Raw genomic sequence first — 17,235 nt, 5'->3', positions numbered from 1 at the left:
GGCGCGTGGACGGCGGGGACCGAACCGAACCGCCCCCCCCTTACGCATGACCGCATGTGCCACAGAATATGAGGTTCTTTCTCGCATCTGCAATGAACTATGACGATCTATGGAGCAAATGCCCGTACGCCTGGAGGAAACGCCAAACCGCCGCGTTCCGGCTCGGTTACGCGACCGTACGTAAAGGATCAAGTGCGTTGGGAGAGGGCAAGGTCACAGGTCGAGCCTCTGCTGCTCATCTGAGACCTGTCCTAGCATCTGGGCATGACGGTCCTGCCTGCTGACGGGCTTTCGTTGGCCGCCGAATTCCCTGACCCCGCCCACGAGCAGTGGCAGAGCCTTGTCGAAGGTGTGCTGCGCAAGTCGGGCAAGGACGTTTCGGGTTCGGCCGCCGAGGAAGCACTGTCCACCACGGTGGAGGACGGGCTCATCACGCGCCCCCTCTACACCTCGCGCGACGACGCGCCCGATTCCGGCCTGCCGGGCTTCGCCCCCTTCACCCGCGGCAGCACACCGCAGGGCAGTACGGCGGGCGGATGGGGGGTACGGCAGCGGCACGCGTCGACGGATCCCGTCCGGCTCAACGAGGCCCTCCTCGGGGATCTGGAGAACGGCGCCACCTCGTTGTGGCTGGCCGTCGGCGGCTCCGGCGGTGTACCGGTCTCCGGTCTGGCACGGGCCCTGACGGGTGTACACCTCGATCTGGCGCCGCTCGTGCTCGACGCCGGGGGCGAACTCGACGCCGCGGCTACGGAGTTGCTCCGGCTCCACGAGGAACGTGGCGTACCGGCGGACGCGGTGCGCGGGAACCTCGGGGCCGACCCGCTGGGGCGGGCCGCCCGCAGCGGAGACGAGGCGGACCTGACGTCCGCCGTCCGCTGGGCGAAGCACTGCGCGGCCGGGTTCCCCGGGCTGCGCGCGCTGACCGTGGACGCGCTGCCCTACCACGAGGCCGGCGGCTCGGCCGCTCAGGAGCTGGGCAGTTCGCTGGCGACGGGCGTCGCCTACCTGCGCGAGCTGACCGGCGCGGGGCTCGGTGTCGAGGAGGCCTGCGCACAGCTGGAATTCCGGTACGCGGCCACCGCGGACCAGTTCCTGACGATCGCCAAGCTGCGCGCCGCGCGCCGGCTCTGGGCGCGGGTCGCCGAGGTCTGCGGGGCACCGGAGGCCGGGGCGCAGCGCCAGCACGCGGTGACGTCGCCGGTGATGATGACCCGGCGCGATCCGTGGGTGAACATGCTGCGGACCACGCTTGCCTGTCTGGGCGCGGGCGTCGGCGGCGCGGAAGCGGTGACCGTGCTGCCCTTCGACCACGCGCTGGGGCTGCCCGACGCGTTCGCGCGGCGCATCGCCCGCAACACCTCCACGATCCTGCTGGAGGAGTCGCACCTGGCCCGGGTCATCGACCCGGCGGGCGGTTCCTGGTACGTGGAGCGGCTGACGGACGAGCTCGCGGACGCCGCCTGGGCCTTCTTCCAGGAGATCGAGCGGGCCGGCGGACAGACCGCGGCGCTCGGCTCGGGCATGGTCGCGGAGCGGATCGCGGCCACCTGGGCGGCGCGCAGCAAGGATCTGGCGCGGCGCAAGGAGCCGATCACCGGCGTCAGCGAGTTCCCGCAGCTCGCGGAGCGCGCGGTGGAGCGCGAGCCGGTCCCGCCGGCCGCGGCCCGGGGCGGCCTTCCGGTGGTACGGCGTGACGAAGCCTTCGAGGCGCTGCGCACCCGTTCGGACGCCCATCTGGCGGCGACCGGCGCCCGGCCGCGGGTGTTCCTCGCCGCGCTCGGCCCCGCCGCGGCGCACACCGCGCGTGCCTCGTTCGCCGCGAACCTGTTCCGGGCGGGCGGCATCGAAACCGTCCACGAGCCGGCCCAGGTGGACGCCTCGTCGGCGCCCGCGGCTCTCACCGCCTCGGGTACCGACGTGGTCTGCCTGTGTTCCAGTGACGCCCTCTACGCCGAACAGGCGGGTGACGTCGCCGAGGCGCTCGTCGCGGCCGGTGCGCAACGGGTGTACCTGGCGGGGCGGCCCGGCGCGTACCCGGGCGTCGACGAGTACGTCTTCGCCGGCTGTGACGTCGTGGCCGTGCTCTCTTCCGTTCTCGACCGTATGGGTGTGGCGTAATGCGGATCCCCGACTTCTCCGACATCGAGCTCGGGCCGGGCGCCGGCGCCGAGGTGACCGAGGACCAGTGGCGTGCCGCGGTCAAGGAGTCCTCCGGAAGCTCCGACGGTGACCTGCTGTGGGAGACCCCGGAGGGCATCGCGGTCAAGCCGCTGTACACGGGGCAGGACCTGGAGGGTCTGGACTTCCTGGACACGCGTCCGGGCATGGCTCCGTATCTGCGCGGGCCGTACCCGACGATGTACGTCAACCAGCCCTGGACGATCCGGCAGTACGCCGGGTTCTCCACCGCCGAGGAGTCCAACGCCTTCTACCGGCGCAACCTCGCGGCCGGGCAGAAGGGTCTGTCGGTCGCCTTCGACCTGCCGACCCACCGCGGCTACGACAGCGACCATCCCCGCGTGACCGGTGACGTCGGCATGGCCGGTGTCGCGATCGACTCCATCTACGACATGCGCCAGCTCTTCGACGGCATCCCGCTGGACAAGATGTCCGTGTCGATGACGATGAACGGCGCCGTCCTGCCCGTCCTCGCCCTCTACATCGTGGCCGCCGAGGAACAGGGTGTCGCCCCCGAAAAGCTGGCCGGGACCATTCAGAACGACATTCTGAAGGAGTTCATGGTCCGCAACACCTACATCTACCCGCCGAAGCCCTCGATGCGGATCATCTCCGACATCTTCTCGTACACCTCACAGAAGATGCCGCGCTACAACTCGATCTCCATCTCCGGCTACCACATCCAGGAAGCCGGGGCCACGGCCGATCTGGAGCTGGCCTACACCCTGGCCGACGGCGTCGAATACCTGCGCGCCGGACGCGACGCCGGCCTGGACGTCGACGCGTTCGCACCCCGTCTGTCGTTCTTCTGGGCGATCGGCATGAACTTCTTCATGGAGATCGCCAAGCTGCGCGCCGCCCGGCTGCTCTGGGCCAAACTGGTCAAGGAGTTCGAGCCGAAGAACGCCAAGTCCCTCTCGCTGCGCACCCATTCGCAGACGTCGGGGTGGTCGCTGACCGCGCAGGACGTGTTCAACAACGTCACGCGCACCTGCGTCGAGGCGATGGCCGCGACCCAGGGCCACACGCAGTCGCTGCACACCAACGCCCTCGACGAGGCCCTCGCGCTGCCCACCGACTTTTCGGCGCGCATCGCCCGCAACACCCAGCTCCTGCTCCAGCAGGAGTCCGGCACCGGCCGGGTCATCGACCCCTGGGGCGGCAGCGCCTACGTGGAGAAGCTGACGTACGACCTGGCACGGCGGGCCTGGCAGCACATCGAGGAGGTCGAGGCCGCCGGTGGCATGGCCAAGGCCATCGACGCCGGCATCCCCAAACTCCGCATCGAGGAAGCCGCCGCCCGCACCCAGGCCCGCATCGACTCCGGCCGCCAGCCCGTCATCGGCGTCAACAAGTACCGCGTCGAGACGGACGAGAAGATCGACGTGCTCAAGGTCGACAACTCCTCGGTCCGTACCCAGCAGCTGGAGAAGCTCCGGCGGCTGCGCGAGGAACGCGACGAGCAGGCCTGCCAGGACGCGCTGCACGCGCTGACGGCCGCCGCCGGGCGGGACCCCGGTCCCGGGCTGGAGGGCAACCTGCTGGCGCTGGCCGTCGACGCGGCGCGTGCGATGGCGACCGTGGGCGAGATCTCGGACGCGCTGGAGAAGGTGTACGGCCGGCACGCGGGCCAGATCCGTACGATCTCCGGTGTGTACCGCAACGAGGCAGGGGAGTCGCCGTCCGTGGACCGCACCCGCGCACTGGTCGACGCGTTCGAGGAGGCCGAGGGAAGGCGTCCGCGCATCCTCGTGGCCAAGATGGGCCAGGACGGGCACGACCGCGGCCAGAAGGTGATCGCCACCGCCTTCGCCGACCTCGGCTTCGACGTGGACGTCGGCCCGCTCTTCCAGACGCCGGGCGAGGTCGCCCGCCAGGCTGTCGAGGCGGATGTCCACATCGTGGGCGTCTCCTCCCTGGCCGCCGGCCACCTCACCCTCGTACCGGCGCTGCGCGAGGAGCTCGCGGCCGAGGGCCGTGAGGACATCATGATCGTGGTGGGCGGGGTGATTCCGCCGCAGGACGTCGACGCGCTGCACGAGGCGGGCGCGGCGGCCGTCTTCCCGCCGGGAACGGTGATCCCGGACGCGGCCCACGACCTCGTGACGCGTCTCGGGTCCTCACTGGGGCACGAACTGGGTCACGAGCCCGGTCACGAGCTGTGAGCCGCTGACCCGATGGCACCGAAGATCGATCTCGACAGCTATGTGAAGGGGGTACTCGACGGGAAGCGGGCGCACATCGCGCGCGCCATCACCCTCGTCGAGTCCACCCGGCCCGACCACCGGGCACTGGCCCAGCAGTTGCTGCGCGAACTCCTGCCGCATTCGGGCAACGCCCGGCGCATCGGCATCAGCGGGGTGCCCGGGGTGGGCAAGTCGACGTTCATCGACGCGCTCGGCACCATGCTCACCGGGCTCGGGCACCGGGTCGCGGTCCTGGCCGTCGACCCGTCCTCCAGCCGTACCGGCGGCTCCATCCTGGGCGACAAGACCAGGATGGAGCGGCTCGCGGTGGACCCGGCCGCGTTCGTCCGCCCCTCCCCCACCGCCGGCACGCTCGGCGGAGTGGCGAAGGCGACCCGCGAGTCCATCGTGGTGATGGAGGCGGCGGGTTACGACGTGGTCCTGGTGGAGACGGTCGGCGTCGGCCAGTCGGAGACCGCGGTCGCCAACATGGTCGACACGTTCCTGCTGCTGACACTGGCCCGCACCGGTGACCAGCTCCAGGGCATCAAGAAGGGCGTGCTGGAGCTGGCGGACGCCATCGCGGTGAACAAGGCCGACGGCCCGCACGAGCGGGACGCGCGCTCCGCCGCGCGTGAACTGGCGGGCGCGCTGCGGCTGATGCACCCCGCGGACGCCGCCTGGACGCCGCCGGTGCTGACCTGCAGCGCCCGTGAGTCCAGCGGTCTGGACACGCTGTGGGAGCGGCTGGAGCAGCACCGGACACTGCTGGAGTCGACCGGGCGGCTCGCGGCCAAGCGGCGCGAGCAGCAGGTCGACTGGACGTGGACGATGGTGCGCGACGAGCTGCTGGAAAGTCTGCGCGGCCATCCCGGAGTGCGTGCTCTCGCCCCGGAGCTCGAAGTACGCGTACGGGAGGGTTCGCTGCCCGCCACTCTGGCCGCCGAGCAGATCCTGGCAGTCTTCCGGGGGACGGAGCGCGACGGGCGGACGTGACCCGGCCTCAGAGGTCGAGCTGGTACGCGAACGAGCGGTGCGTCGGCTCGTATCCGAACGCGTCGTTGATGCCACGCATGTACGTGTTGCTGTCGGCGGTGTCCGCGAGCAGGCCGCCCAGGCCCGGGTGGCGCTCACGGGCGTCGAGGATGGACGCCGCCTTCATCCAGCGGGCGAGGCCGCGGCCCCGGTGCTCGGGCAGGACGCCCGTCCCGTAGTGCTGACCGTCGCCCTGCCCGTCGCCCGGCACGACGAGTTCGGTGAAGCCCGCGATCGACCCGTCCGCCTCGTCGACGGCGGCCACCGTGCGCAGCAGATCGCCGCGGTCGGCGACGGCCTGCGCCACGGCCCTGACCCGCTCGACGTCCCAGACCACGGTGCCGTAGTCGGTGTCGTCCATGGGCATGTCGTCCATGGCGCGACGCGACGCGACGAACGTCCGTGCCAGCGGGCCGGGGACGGCGCCTTCCCAGGATTCCAGCCGGTAGCCCGGATGCGGCTCGCGGACGATGGTGGTCAGGGCCGCCCTGTCCACCGCCTTCAGTGAGAGCCGGGCATAGGTCAGCGTGAGCACCCTGCGCCAGCCCTTGGCCCGCAGGAACCGATCCCCGGGTGTACCCGCCTCGGTCTGCACGACGACGGAGCGCCGACCGTGCTCCCCGGCCGCCCGGGCCGCCGCGTCGAGCAGGAGCGAGCCGGTGCCCTGGCGGCGTTCCGCCGGGTGCACGTGCAGTTCCAGTTCGGCGAGGTGGTCCTGGCCCTCCCGGGTGAAGACCCGGAGGAACGCCGATCCGACGGGGGCTCCCGTCTCGTCGGACGCCAGCCACGCCAGGCGGTGGCCGCCCGCGCCGCGGTCGGGATCGATCAGGGCGGTGACGCGTATCGGCAAGGTGACTCCGCGGTCGGGAAGGGGAAGGGCCCGGGTTACGCAATCACCCCCGCCCCCCCGCCGCAACGGGGTTTCGACCGCGGGCGTGGGCCTCAGCCACTCCACGTCCGCCACCGGAGCCCGGCGGCCGTGCTATAGTGCGATCGGTACATGTGCAGGCCTCTCATTCAGGCTCCGGTACCGATTCACCTTCAGACGCTGATGCGCCCGTCGTTCCGACCGGCGATCCAGCTTCATCGCATCACTTCTCCAGTCCGGTACGGACTCTCTCCCGCCGGTCTTTCCTGCCCGTCGTCCGGGGCGTGCGTTCTCCGCCCCCGTCTCTGCCGGGCCCCCTCATTCGCATGTCCGCGAAAGGACCACCCCGCATGACCACCACACTCGAACACCCCGCATCCAGCACCACCCGGCCCGCGGCCACCACGGCCGCCGCCGGCATCCTCGACCTCGCACAGCAGGGGCACGGCTCCCTGCGCTCCGCGGACGGCCACCCCGCCCCCGGCGACGTGCAGGTACCCGCGGCGCTCATCCGCCGGCACGGCCTGCGCAAGGGTGATGTCGTCGAGGGCGTCTGCGAGCGGCCCCGCGCCCTGAGCGCGGTCGTGCGCGTCAACGGACTGCCCCCGCAGTCGCTGCGCGGCCGCCCGCACTTCCGCGACCTCACCCCGCTCCACCCCCGCCGGCGGCTGCGTCTGGAGACGCCGTCCGGAGGCCCCTCGACGCGCGTCGTCGATCTCGTCGCCCCGATCGGCAAAGGGCAGCGCGGGCTGATCGTCGCCCCGCCCAGGACCGGCAAGACGGTCCTCCTCCAGCAGTTCGCGGCCGCCGTCGCCGAGAACCACCCCGAAGCCCATCTGATGGTGGTACTCCTCGACGAACGGCCCGAGGAGGTCACCGACATGCGCCGCTCGGTACGCGGCGAGGTCTACGCCTCGACCTTCGACCGGCCCGCCAAGGAACACATCGCGCTGGCGGAGCTCGCGCTCGAACGCGCGAAGCGGCTCGTCGAGCAGGGCCGGGACGTCGTCATCCTGCTGGACTCGCTCACCCGGCTCTGCCGGGCCCACAACAACGCCGCGGGCAACGGCGGACGCACCCTCAGCGGGGGTGTCGACGCCGCCGCGCTGATCGGGCCCAAGCGCCTCTTCGGCTCCGCCCGCCTCACCGAGGAGGCCGGCTCCCTGACCATCGTGGCCACGGCGCTCGTCGACACCGGCTCCCGGGCGGACGAGTACTTCTTCGAGGAGCTGAAGGGCACCGGCAACATGGAACTGCGGCTCGACCGCTCACTGGCCGAGAAGCGCATCCACCCGGCGGTGAACATCGCCGCCTCAGGCACCCGGCGCGACGAACTCCTCGTCACACCCGATGAGTTGCATGCCGTCCGGGGTCTGCGCCGGGCCCTGCACGCCCGGGACGCGCAGACCTCCCTGGAGACGCTGCTGGACCGGATCAGGCAGACCGGCGACAACGCCGCCTTCCTCCGCCTGATCCGCACCACCGTGCCGCCGGCCTGACGGCACGGTGCCGGCTCACTTGATCCGGGCGTTCAGCGAGGCGGTGTGCTCACGGACCTGCTCCGGAGTGAGATAGCTGTCCGTGTACTCGAAGTCCCGCAAGGTCGCCGGCTTGCGGGACTGGAATCCCGTACGGACGAAGTCGTCGCCCGCCGCCGCGTTGATCAGCCAGTTGGCCATCACGCGCGCCTTGGCCACGTTGGTGCGCAGCGCCGACCAGTGGTAGCCGCGCGCCACGGCCTGGGCCGTGATGCCGTGCATCTCGATGCCGAGGGGCTTGGACACGGCGTCCTTGCCGCCCAGGTCCACGACGAGTCCGAGATCCTTGTGGACGTACGGCCGCATCGGCTGGTGCCGGAGCGTGGCCAGCAGGTTGTCGGCGAGCCTGCGGCCCTGACGCATCGCGTGCTGGGCCGTCGGCGGGCAGACCGCGCCGTCACCCTTGACCAGGTCCGGCACGGCCGCGACGTCCCCGAGCGCGAACATGCCCTCGTAGCCGGGCAGGGTCATCTCGGGAGTCACCGCCAGCCGTCCGCGTACCGTCTCGGCGTCGAACGTGGTGACGAGCGGGCTCGCGGCGACCCCGGCCGTCCAGATCAGGGTGCGGCAGGGCAGGACCCGCCCGTCGGTGAACGTCACCTTGTCGGCGCCCGCCTCGGCGATGGAGACCCCCAGGGAGACCTCGATGCCGCGTTCACGCAGGACCTTCAGCGCGCTCTCTCCGAGCTTGTCGCCCAGCTCGGGCATGAGCTTCGGCGCGATGTCGATCAGATGCCACTTGAGCAACTTCGGGTCGAGCCGGGGATAGTGCTTCAGCGCGTTGCTGGTGAGACGTTGCAGGCAGGCCGCGGTCTCGGTGCCGGCGTACCCTCCGCCGACCACCACGAACTGGAGCCGGGAAGCCCGCTCCTCCTCGTCGCTGCTGGCGTCGGCGAGGTCGAGCTGGGCGATCACGTGGTCGCGTACGTAGGCCGCCTCGGCCAGCGTCTTCATTCCGCGGGCGTGATCGAGCAGTCCGGGGATGTCGAAGGTGCGGGTGACGCTGCCCGGACTGAGCACGATGTAGTCGTACGGCTCGTACACCACCTCGTCGGTGATCTTGCGGACGACGCAGACCTTCGCCTTGGGGTCCACCCCGATGGCCCCGCCGGGAATGATGCGCGTGCGGTGCCTGCTGCTGCGTCGCAGCGACACCGCGACGGACTGCGGTGTGAGGACGCCGGAGGCGACCTGCGGCAGCAGGGGCAGGTAGAGCTGGTACGAGAACGGCGCGACGAGCGCGATGTCCGCTTCACCCGGGCGGAGCCCGCGCTCCAGACGGCGTACGCACTCGACCCCGGCAAATCCGGCTCCGACAACGAGAATCCTGGGTCGTGCCACAGTGTTCGTCCCTTCTCGGGGTCTGCACGGTCAACCGTTCGCCTGCCCCGTCACACGCGCCCGTCACCTCTCATCTTTACGAGACGGGCGCGAGTCCGCCTGCTGGGACGGCAGAACGGACGAACAGACCGACCCGCCCCGCCTCATCCGGTCAGATACGTCCAGGCGATACACGCGCCGCCCGTCGTGCCCGCGACCACCGCGGCGGCGACGCAGCGCGCCCTGAGCCGGCGATAGCGCTCGCTGTACTCGCCGCGCAGCTCGGTGGCACGGGCCGAGACGCGTACGAGCATCGCGCGCGAGGCCGCGGCCCGGTCGGCCACGTAGACCCGCTCCACCTCGTCGCGCTGGCCCGTCGTCAGCCACGGCAGCTCGTCCGTGAAGCGGCGGGCGCGCCGTCGCGCCTCCTCGACCTCGGCGTTCCACAGCAGATAGCCCTCCATCTGGGCCAGGCCGCGGGCGCTGTCCTTCTCGGGATCCTGGCCCATGCGCCTCTCCTCTTCCCCGGCTCTCCCGCTCACGCCTGCTTGTCCCCCGGTGCCACCGTCACGGAGCGGTCATGACGGTTGGCGGCGTCATCGAGCTCGCGTACGGAGGGGTGGTGCAGGTCGAACGCCGGGGATTCGGAACGGATCCGGGGCATCGTGACGAAGTTGTGCCGCGGCGGCGGGCAGGAGGTCGCCCACTCCAGAGAACGGCCGTAACCCCACGGGTCGTCGACCTCGATCTTCTTGCCGTACTTGGCGGTCTTCCACACGTTGTAGAGGAAGGGCAGCATCGACAGGCCGAGCAGGAACGAGGAGATCGTCGAGATCGTGTTCAGCGCGGTGAAGCCGTCACTGGCGAGGTAGTCCGCGTAACGACGCGGCATGCCCTCGGCTCCCAGCCAGTGCTGCACCAGGAACGTGCCGTGGAAACCGATGAACAGCGTCCAGAAGGTGATCTTCCCGAGCCGCTCGTCCAGCATCTTGCCGGTGAACTTCGGCCACCAGAAGTGGAAGCCCGCGAACATCGCGAACACCACGGTGCCGAAGACGACGTAGTGGAAGTGCGCGACCACGAAGTACGAGTCCGAGACGTGGAAGTCCAACGGCGGCGAGGCCAGGATGACCCCGGTCAGACCACCGAAGAGGAAGGTGACGAGGAAGCCGACCGCCCAGAGCATCGGTGTCTCGAAGGACAGCGAGCCCTTCCACATCGTGCCGATCCAGTTGAAGAACTTCACCCCGGTGGGCACGGCGATGAGGAACGTCATGAAGGAGAAGAACGGCAGCAGCACCGCGCCGGTGACGAACATGTGGTGCGCCCACACGGTCACGGAGAGGCCGGCGATGGCGATCGTCGCGCCGATCAGTCCGATGTAGCCGAAGATCGGTTTGCGGCTGAAGACCGGGATGATCTCGGTGACGATGCCGAAGAACGGCAGCGCGATGATGTACACCTCGGGATGGCCGAAGAACCAGAAGAGGTGCTGCCAGAGCAGGGGGCCGCCGTTGGCCGCGTCGAAGACGTGCGCACCGAACTTCCGGTCCGCCTCCAGCACCAGGAGCGCCGCCGCGAGCACCGGGAAGGCCAGCAGGACCAGGACCGCGGTCAGCAGGACGTTCCAGACGAAGATCGGCATGCGGAACATCGTCATGCCGGGTGCGCGCATGCAGATGATCGTGGTGATGAAGTTGACCGAACCGAGGATCGTGCCGAAGCCGGAGAAGGCCAGACCCATGATCCACAGGTCGCCGCCGATCCCCGGCGACCGGACGGAGTCCGTCAGCGGGGAGTAGGCGAACCACCCGAAGTCCGCCGCACCGTTGGGGGTGAGGAAGCCGGCCACCGCGATGAGCGAGCCGAAGAGGTAGAGCCAGTAGGCGAACATGTTCAGCCGCGGGAACGCCACGTCGGGCGCCCCGATCTGCAACGGCATGATCCAGTTGGTGAACCCGGCGAACAGGGGCGTCGCGAACATCAGCAGCATGATCGTGCCGTGCATGGTGAACGCCTGGTTGAACTGCTCGTTCGACACGATCTGCGTACCGGGCCGGGCCAGCTCGGCACGCATGACGAGTGCGAGCAGACCGCCGCCGAGGAAGAACGCGAACGAGGTGACCAGGTACAGCGAGCCGATCGTCTTGTGGTCGGTGCTGGTCATCCATTTGACGACGACGTTCCCCGGCTCCCTGCTGTGTACCGGAAGCTCGTTGGCGTACGACTCCTCTTCGTCCGTCGGCTCTGCTGTTCCCGTCGTCGTCACTGGGACGCTCCTTCGGTTGTCATCCGCGGGTGGACTGCGGACCCGCCGTGGCGCCGCTCCGGCGGGGCGGCCGAACGGCCCTCCCCGCGCGTCGCGCGCGTTTCCGGTTGCAGCAAACCAGCCATGGGCTCTCCGAGGGCGGCCCGGCACCCGCCAGGGCGCCACTTTCACTCGTCAGGGCGTCCCCCGGCCCACCGGCGGACAGCTCGTGCGGGGCGTCGCCGGAAACAGCTCCGCCCCGGCTCGACGGAAAGTCGGCCGGGGCGGAGCAGTCGGGACGTACGGATGGGGGCAGTGGTGCGGGGCCCTCACCCTGTGCGTGCCCGTGTCACATCAGGCGAGGCTCGCGATCGCCTGGTTGAACGTGGCCGACGGGCGCATGATGGCTGCGGCCTTGGCCGGGTCGGGCTGGTAGTAGCCACCGATGTCGGCGGGCTTGCCCTGGACCGCGACCAGTTCGCCGACGATGGTCTGCTCCTGCTCGGCCAGCGTCTTGGCCAGCGGGGCGAACGCCGTCGCGAGCTCGGCGTCGGCGTTCTGCTGCGCCAGCTCCTGGGCCCAGTACAGGGCGAGGTAGAAGTGGCTGCCGCGGTTGTCGATGCCGCCGAGCTTGCGGCTGGGCGACTTGTCCTCGTTCAGGAAGGTCGCGGTCGCGCGGTCGAGCGTGTCGGCGAGGACCTGGGCGCGCGCGTTCTGCGTGGTCTGCGCGAGGTGCTCGAAGCTGACCGCGAGGGCGAGGAACTCGCCCAGGCTGTCCCAGCGCAGGTAGTCCTCCTTGACGAGCTGCTGGACGTGCTTGGGCGCGGAGCCGCCCGCGCCCGTCTCGAACAGCCCGCCACCGTTCATCAGCGGCACGACGGAGAGCATCTTCGCGCTGGTGCCGAGCTCAAGGATCGGGAACAGGTCGGTGAGGTAGTCACGCAGCACGTTGCCGGTCACCGAGATGGTGTCCTCGCCGCGGCGGATGCGCTCCAGGGAGAAGGCGGTGGCCTCCTCCGGGGTCATGATCTCGATGCGCAGACCGTCGGTGTCGTGGTCGGCCAGGTAGGTCCTGACCTTCTTGATGAGCTCGGCGTCGTGCGCACGGCTCTCGTCGAGCCAGAACACGGCCGGGTTGCCGGTCGCGCGGGCGCGGGTGACGGCGAGCTTGACCCAGTCCTGGATCGGCAGGTCCTTGGTCTGGCACATCCGGAAGATGTCACCGGCGCCCACGGCCTGCTCCAGCACGGTGTCGCCGGCGGTGTCGACGACGCGCACCGTCCCCGTGGCGGGGATCTCGAAGGTCTTGTCGTGGCTGCCGTACTCCTCGGCCTTCTGCGCCATCAGACCGACGTTGGGCACCGAGCCCATGGTCGACGGGTCGAAGGCGCCGTGCGCACGGCAGTCGTCGATCACGACCTGGTAGACACCGGCGTAGCTGCTGTCCGGCAGGACGGCGATGGTGTCGGCCTCCTGGCCGTCCGGGCCCCACATGTGGCCGGAGGTGCGGATCATGGCCGGCATGGAGGCGTCGACGATGACGTCGCTGGGGACGTGCAGGTTGGTGATGCCCTTGTCGGAGTCGACCATCGCCAGGGCGGGGCCGTCGGCGAGCTCGGCCTCGAAGGACGCCTTGATCTCGGCGCCGACGTGCGGCACCGAGTCGAGACCCTTGAGGATCCCGCCGAGGCCGTCGTTGGGGGTGAGTCCCGCGGCGGCGAGGACGTCGCCGTACTTGGCGAAGGTGTTGGGGAAGAAGGCGCGGACCACGTGGCCGAAGATGATCGGGTCGGAGACCTTCATCATCGTGGCCTTGAGGTGGACGGAGAACAGCACGTCCTCGGACTTGGCCCGGGCGATCTGCGCGGTGAAGAACTCACGCAGCGCGGCGACGCGCATGACGGCCGCGTCCACGACCTCGCCGGCGAGCACGGGTACGGACTCACGCAGCACCGTCGTGGTGCCGTCGTCACCGACGAGCTCGATGCGCAGCGAGCCGGGCTCGGCGATCACGGCGGACTTCTCGGTGGAGCGGAAGTCGTCGACGCCCATGGTCGCGACGTTCGTCTTCGAGTCGGCCGTCCAGGCGCCCATGCGGTGCGGGTGGGTCTTCGCGTAGTTCTTGACCGACGCGGGGGCGCGGCGGTCGGAGTTGCCCTCGCGCAGGACGGGGTTGACCGCACTGCCCTTGACCTTGTCGTAACGGGCGCGGACGTCCTTGTCCTCGTCGCTCTGCGGGTCGTCCGGGTAGGCCGGCAGCGCGTAGCCCTGCTCCTGGAGCTCGGCGATCGCGGCCTTCAGCTGCGGGATGGAGGCCGAGATGTTCGGCAGCTTGATGATGTTCGCACCGGGAGTGGTGGCCAGCGCGCCCAGCTCGGCGAGAGCGTCGTCGATGCGCTGGTTCTCCTGGAGGCGCTCGGGGAAACTGGCGATGATCCGGCCCGCCAGGGAGATGTCGCGGCTCTCCACGGTGACCCCGGCCTGCGAGGCATAGGCCTCGACCACGGGCAGGAACGAATACGTCGCCAGGGCCGGGGCCTCGTCGGTGTGTGTATAGATGATGGTCGAGTCAGTCACCCTGTGCTCCGCTCCACGTCTGCAACATTGCTTGACATCAAGATATCTCGTGATCGCCACTGTCTCGACAGGGCCCCGCCCCGTCCAGTCCGGAACCGGCCGTACCGCCCCCGCAGGGCGGATTTGCGGTTCCCGCGCGGTGGTGGCAGCGTGCGGCGGCATGGGCACGGACGGCGAGCACGACGAAAAACTGGCAGAGGCGGTACGGCTGCGCGAACAGCGGACCCCACAGACGCACGAGCGGCTGCTGAGCCTGGCCGCCGTTCATCCGGGCCACGCGGGGATCGCCTACCAGACCGCCTGGGCCCATGACTCCCTCGGGCTGGAGGCGCAGGCCGTGCCGTTCTACGAACGCGCGCTGGAGGGCAGCGGGCTCACGGCCGAGGACCGCCACGGGGCCTTCCTGGGACTGGGCAGCACTTTGCGGGTGCTGGGCCGCTACGAGGAGGCGCGCTCGGTGCTGCGCCGCGGACTGGCGGAGTTCGCGGACGACGCCGCCCTGCGCACCTTCCTCGCCATGACGCTGTACAACCTGGGCGAGGCGCGGGAGGCCGTGAGCACGCTGCTCAAGGTGACGGCGGCCACCGGTGCGGACCCCGGGATCCAGGCGTACCGCCCGGCGATCGAGCACTACGCCGATCGCCTGGACGAGACGGAGTAGGCGGGCTCAGGGCCGGTGTCGCGGGGGGACCTGTTCGCCCGCCGGCACGGGACCGGGCGGGGTGCCGTCGCCGAACGGCCGGCCACCGAGCTCCTCGCGGTGGTGCGGCGTCAGGAACCCGGAGAGGTCGGGCCCGACGGGCACGATGCCGGTGGGGTTGATGCCGGTGTGGACGCGGTAGTAGTGCTGCTTGATGTGGTGGAAGTCGACGGTGTCCCCGAACCCCGGGGTCTGGTAGAGGTCCCTGAGGTAGGCCCACAGGACCGGGTCCTCCGTCAGCTTCGACCGGTTGCACTTGAAGTGGCCGTGGTAGACGGCGTCGAAGCGCACCAGTGTGGTGAAGAGGCGGATGTCGGCCTCGGTGATCGTGTCGCCGACGAGGTAACGCCGGTCCCTCAGCCGGTCGGACACCTGGTCCAGGCGGCGGAAGAGTGTCTCGTAGGCGCTCTCGTACGTGCCCTGGCCATCGGCGAACCCGGCCCGGTACACCCCGTTGTTGACGTCGCGGTAGATCCCCTCCATCACCTCGTCGATCTCCTCGCGCAGCGGCTGCGGGTAGAGGTCGGGTGCCCCGGCGCGGTGCAGCGCGGTCCATTCTGTGGCGAGGTCCAGGGTGATCTGCTGGTAGTCGTTGGTGACGAGCCTGCCGCTGGGCACGTCGACGACGGCGGGGACGCTGACGCCGCCGGGGTAGCCGCGCTCCCTGGCGTCGTACGCCTCGCTCAGGTAGCGGATGCCGAGCACCGGATCCCGGCCGTCCGGGTCCAGGGTGAAGCGCCAGCTGCGGTCGTCCTGCAGGGGGTCGGCGACGGCGAGCGAGAGGGCGCTCTCCAGGCCCAGCAGCCTTCGGGAGACCAGGGCGCGGCTCGCCCAGGGGCAGGCGCGGCTGACGACGAGGCGGTAGCGGCCCGCTTCGACGGGCCAGCCGTCGCGCCCGTCGGCCGTGATGCGGTCGGCGAAATGGCTGCGGGAGCGCTTGAAGGGTTTGTGCCCGTACGCGTTGTTGCCGTCCTGCGCGGTGCCGTCGGGGTCGTTCATGGGCCTCCTTAGGGGTCCGCCGGTGAGGGTGCGGACTGCTGTGTACGGCTTCTGCCCCGCCGGGACGCGCGCACGTCGGCCAGCGCCACGAGGAGTCCGGCGAGCACGAAGGCGACGGAGACGATGAGCCCGTGGTCGTAGGCGGTGGACCAGGCCGCGGAGCCGACCTGCGCGAAGAACACCGAGCCCACGGCCGCGATCCCGATCGCGGAACCGACCCGCTGGCCGGTCTGCAGGGTGCCTCCGGCGCTTCCCGCGGTGGCCACCGGCACCTGCGAGAGGGTCAGGGTCTGATTGGGTGCGATCACCAGGCCGCTCCCCAGTCCGGCCAGCAGCAGCGGGGCGGCCATCGCCCATCCCGCTCCCCTGCCGGGCACCAGGTGGACGGCGAGCGCCGTGGCTGCCAGCCCGACCGCGACAGTGGCCATGCCGATGACGACGAGGGGGCGTCCGTACCGGCCGACCATCCTGCCGCCGGGGCCCGCCGCGACGGCGGATCCGAGGGCGAACGGGGTGATCGCCAGACCCGCCTGCAGGGCGGTGTAGTGCAGCCCGCTCTGCAGGTAGAGCGTGGTGATGAAGAAGATCGAGGTGAATCCGGCGAAGTACAGCAGGATGAGCAGACAGCCCAGCCAGTAGGAACGGACCCGGAAGAGTCTGAGGTCGACGACCGGCTGGGTACCGCGGCGCCCGCACCGGGACTCCCATCCGACGAACGCGGCAAGCAGGGCCGCGGCGAGGAGCAGGAGCAGCCACTTCCCGTTGCGCGGCCACTGATGGGCCTGGACGAACGGCAGCAGCAGCGCCAGCACGCCCGCGCCCAGCAGCAGGATCCCCAGCGGGTCGAGGTCCCGCAGCCGCACCGGGCCCGCGGAGGGGGTGTCCGGCAGCAGCCGCCGCGCGAGCAGGAGGCAGACGAACCCGAGGGGGAGATTGACGTAGAAAACCCAGCGCCAGCCCTCCTCGGCTCCGGCCGCCTGGATGAGCAGTCCGCCCAACAGCGGTCCGACGGCGGTGGAGATGCCGACCACCGTGCCGAACATCCCGAACGCCCGGCCCCGCTCCCGCCCCGAGAACATCTGCTGGATGAGGGCGGAGATCTGCGGCGAGACCAGGCCGCCGGCCAGACCCTGGACCAGCCGGGCGATCACCAGCCAGGTGCTGGACTGGGCGGCACCGCAGGCCGCGGACGACAGAGTGAAGAGCACCAGACCGGTCATGAAGACCTGGCGGCGCCCACGGGCGTCCCCGAGGCGCCCGGCGGGAATCAGGAAGAGCCCGAAGGCGAGCGAGTAGCCGGAGAGCACCCACTGCAGATCGGACTCCGGAGTGTGCAGCCCTTCCTTGATGGACGGCAGGGCCACGTTGACGATGGACACGTCCAGGAGGGTCATGAAACCCGCGACCAGGCAGACCGCGAGCGCCTTCCACCGCCGGGGGTCGGGGGTGTCCGGTCCGGCGGCGGAGCCCGTATCCCGCCCCGCAGAACCCCGGTTCCTCGCACTCTCTCCCATGGCTCGCACCCTAGGGGGCGCGCCCCGATTCCTCATCCCGGCAGGGCCACCCGGCCCACCGGCCCGTTC

Annotated in this window: 12 protein-coding genes; 5 read left to right on the top strand and 7 right to left on the bottom strand. The window is 70.4% G+C overall.

Annotated elements, in window-relative coordinates:
* Nucleotides 1-264: 264 nt before the first annotated feature.
* The 3 genes from mutA to meaB are packed head-to-tail and all read left to right on the top strand — an operon-like array spanning nucleotide 265 to nucleotide 5,363.
* Entirely contained in the window at nucleotides 265-2,121 is a 1,857-nt protein-coding gene (mutA, locus tag ACFYPA_RS18950; RefSeq protein WP_389132988.1) for a methylmalonyl-CoA mutase small subunit, read from the top strand.
* Nucleotides 2,121-4,346, top strand: coding sequence for a methylmalonyl-CoA mutase (scpA, locus tag ACFYPA_RS18945; RefSeq protein ID WP_359319680.1), 2,226 nt, complete (start codon nucleotides 2,121-2,123; stop codon nucleotides 4,344-4,346). Before mutA ends, scpA begins: the two co-directional genes overlap by 1 nt.
* A gap of 12 nt (nucleotides 4,347-4,358) precedes the next feature.
* Nucleotides 4,359-5,363, top strand: a complete 1,005-nt coding sequence (meaB, locus tag ACFYPA_RS18940) for a methylmalonyl Co-A mutase-associated GTPase MeaB (protein ID WP_359079422.1) — start codon at nucleotides 4,359-4,361, stop codon at nucleotides 5,361-5,363.
* Nucleotides 5,364-5,370: 7 nt separating this feature from the next.
* Here meaB and ACFYPA_RS18935 read toward each other — a convergent pair whose 3' ends face one another.
* Nucleotides 5,371-6,252: a GNAT family N-acetyltransferase gene (locus tag ACFYPA_RS18935; protein ID WP_389132985.1), complete on the bottom strand. Its 882-nt coding sequence runs from the start codon at nucleotides 6,250-6,252 to the stop codon at nucleotides 5,371-5,373.
* 344 nt (nucleotides 6,253-6,596) lie between these two features.
* Between ACFYPA_RS18935 and rho the strand changes: the two genes are divergently transcribed.
* Nucleotides 6,597-7,769, top strand: coding sequence for a transcription termination factor Rho (gene rho, locus ACFYPA_RS18930; protein ID WP_389132982.1), 1,173 nt, complete (start codon nucleotides 6,597-6,599; stop codon nucleotides 7,767-7,769).
* A 15-nt stretch (nucleotides 7,770-7,784) separates the two neighbouring features.
* Here rho and ACFYPA_RS18925 read toward each other — a convergent pair whose 3' ends face one another.
* The 4 genes from ACFYPA_RS18925 to ACFYPA_RS18910 all read right to left on the bottom strand — a co-directional run bounded on the left by ACFYPA_RS18925 (nucleotide 7,785) and on the right by ACFYPA_RS18910 (nucleotide 13,953).
* Nucleotides 7,785-9,149 (bottom strand): NAD(P)/FAD-dependent oxidoreductase, encoded by a 1,365-nt coding sequence (locus tag ACFYPA_RS18925; RefSeq protein WP_359079416.1) that lies wholly within the window; start codon nucleotides 9,147-9,149, stop codon nucleotides 7,785-7,787.
* 143 nt (nucleotides 9,150-9,292) lie between these two features.
* On the bottom strand, nucleotides 9,293-9,637 hold the full coding sequence (locus ACFYPA_RS18920) for a hypothetical protein (protein WP_359079414.1): 345 nt from the start codon (nucleotides 9,635-9,637) through the stop codon (nucleotides 9,293-9,295).
* 29 nt (nucleotides 9,638-9,666) lie between these two features.
* Complete coding sequence (gene ctaD, locus ACFYPA_RS18915) at nucleotides 9,667-11,397, bottom strand: cytochrome c oxidase subunit I (protein WP_359079412.1); 1,731 nt, start codon at nucleotides 11,395-11,397, stop codon at nucleotides 9,667-9,669.
* 333 nt (nucleotides 11,398-11,730) lie between these two features.
* Nucleotides 11,731-13,953, bottom strand: coding sequence for an NADP-dependent isocitrate dehydrogenase (locus ACFYPA_RS18910; RefSeq protein WP_389132978.1), 2,223 nt, complete (start codon nucleotides 13,951-13,953; stop codon nucleotides 11,731-11,733).
* Between the two features lie 160 nt (nucleotides 13,954-14,113).
* Between ACFYPA_RS18910 and ACFYPA_RS18905 the strand changes: the two genes are divergently transcribed.
* The gene (locus ACFYPA_RS18905; RefSeq protein WP_359079408.1) at nucleotides 14,114-14,614 is read left to right on the top strand and encodes a tetratricopeptide repeat protein; all 501 of its coding nucleotides are present in this window, start codon (nucleotides 14,114-14,116) and stop codon (nucleotides 14,612-14,614) included.
* 6 nt (nucleotides 14,615-14,620) lie between these two features.
* Here ACFYPA_RS18905 and ACFYPA_RS18900 read toward each other — a convergent pair whose 3' ends face one another.
* A complete protein-coding gene (locus ACFYPA_RS18900) occupies nucleotides 14,621-15,652 on the bottom strand; it encodes a glutathione S-transferase family protein (protein WP_389132975.1) in 1,032 nt (343 codons plus the stop codon).
* Nucleotides 15,653-15,660: 8 nt separating this feature from the next.
* Nucleotides 15,661-17,166 carry an MFS transporter gene (locus ACFYPA_RS18895; protein WP_389132972.1) on the bottom strand — a complete coding sequence of 502 codons (1,506 nt, stop codon included), beginning with the start codon at nucleotides 17,164-17,166 and terminating at the stop codon, nucleotides 15,661-15,663.
* Between the last annotated feature and the right edge of the window lie 69 nt (nucleotides 17,167-17,235).

Source organism: Streptomyces sp. NPDC005775, from assembly GCF_042871565.1.
Classification (GTDB): domain Bacteria; phylum Actinomycetota; class Actinomycetes; order Streptomycetales; family Streptomycetaceae; genus Streptomyces.
Note: the sequence above shows the minus strand (reverse complement) of the source record. Positions and strands in the feature narration are given on the sequence as shown.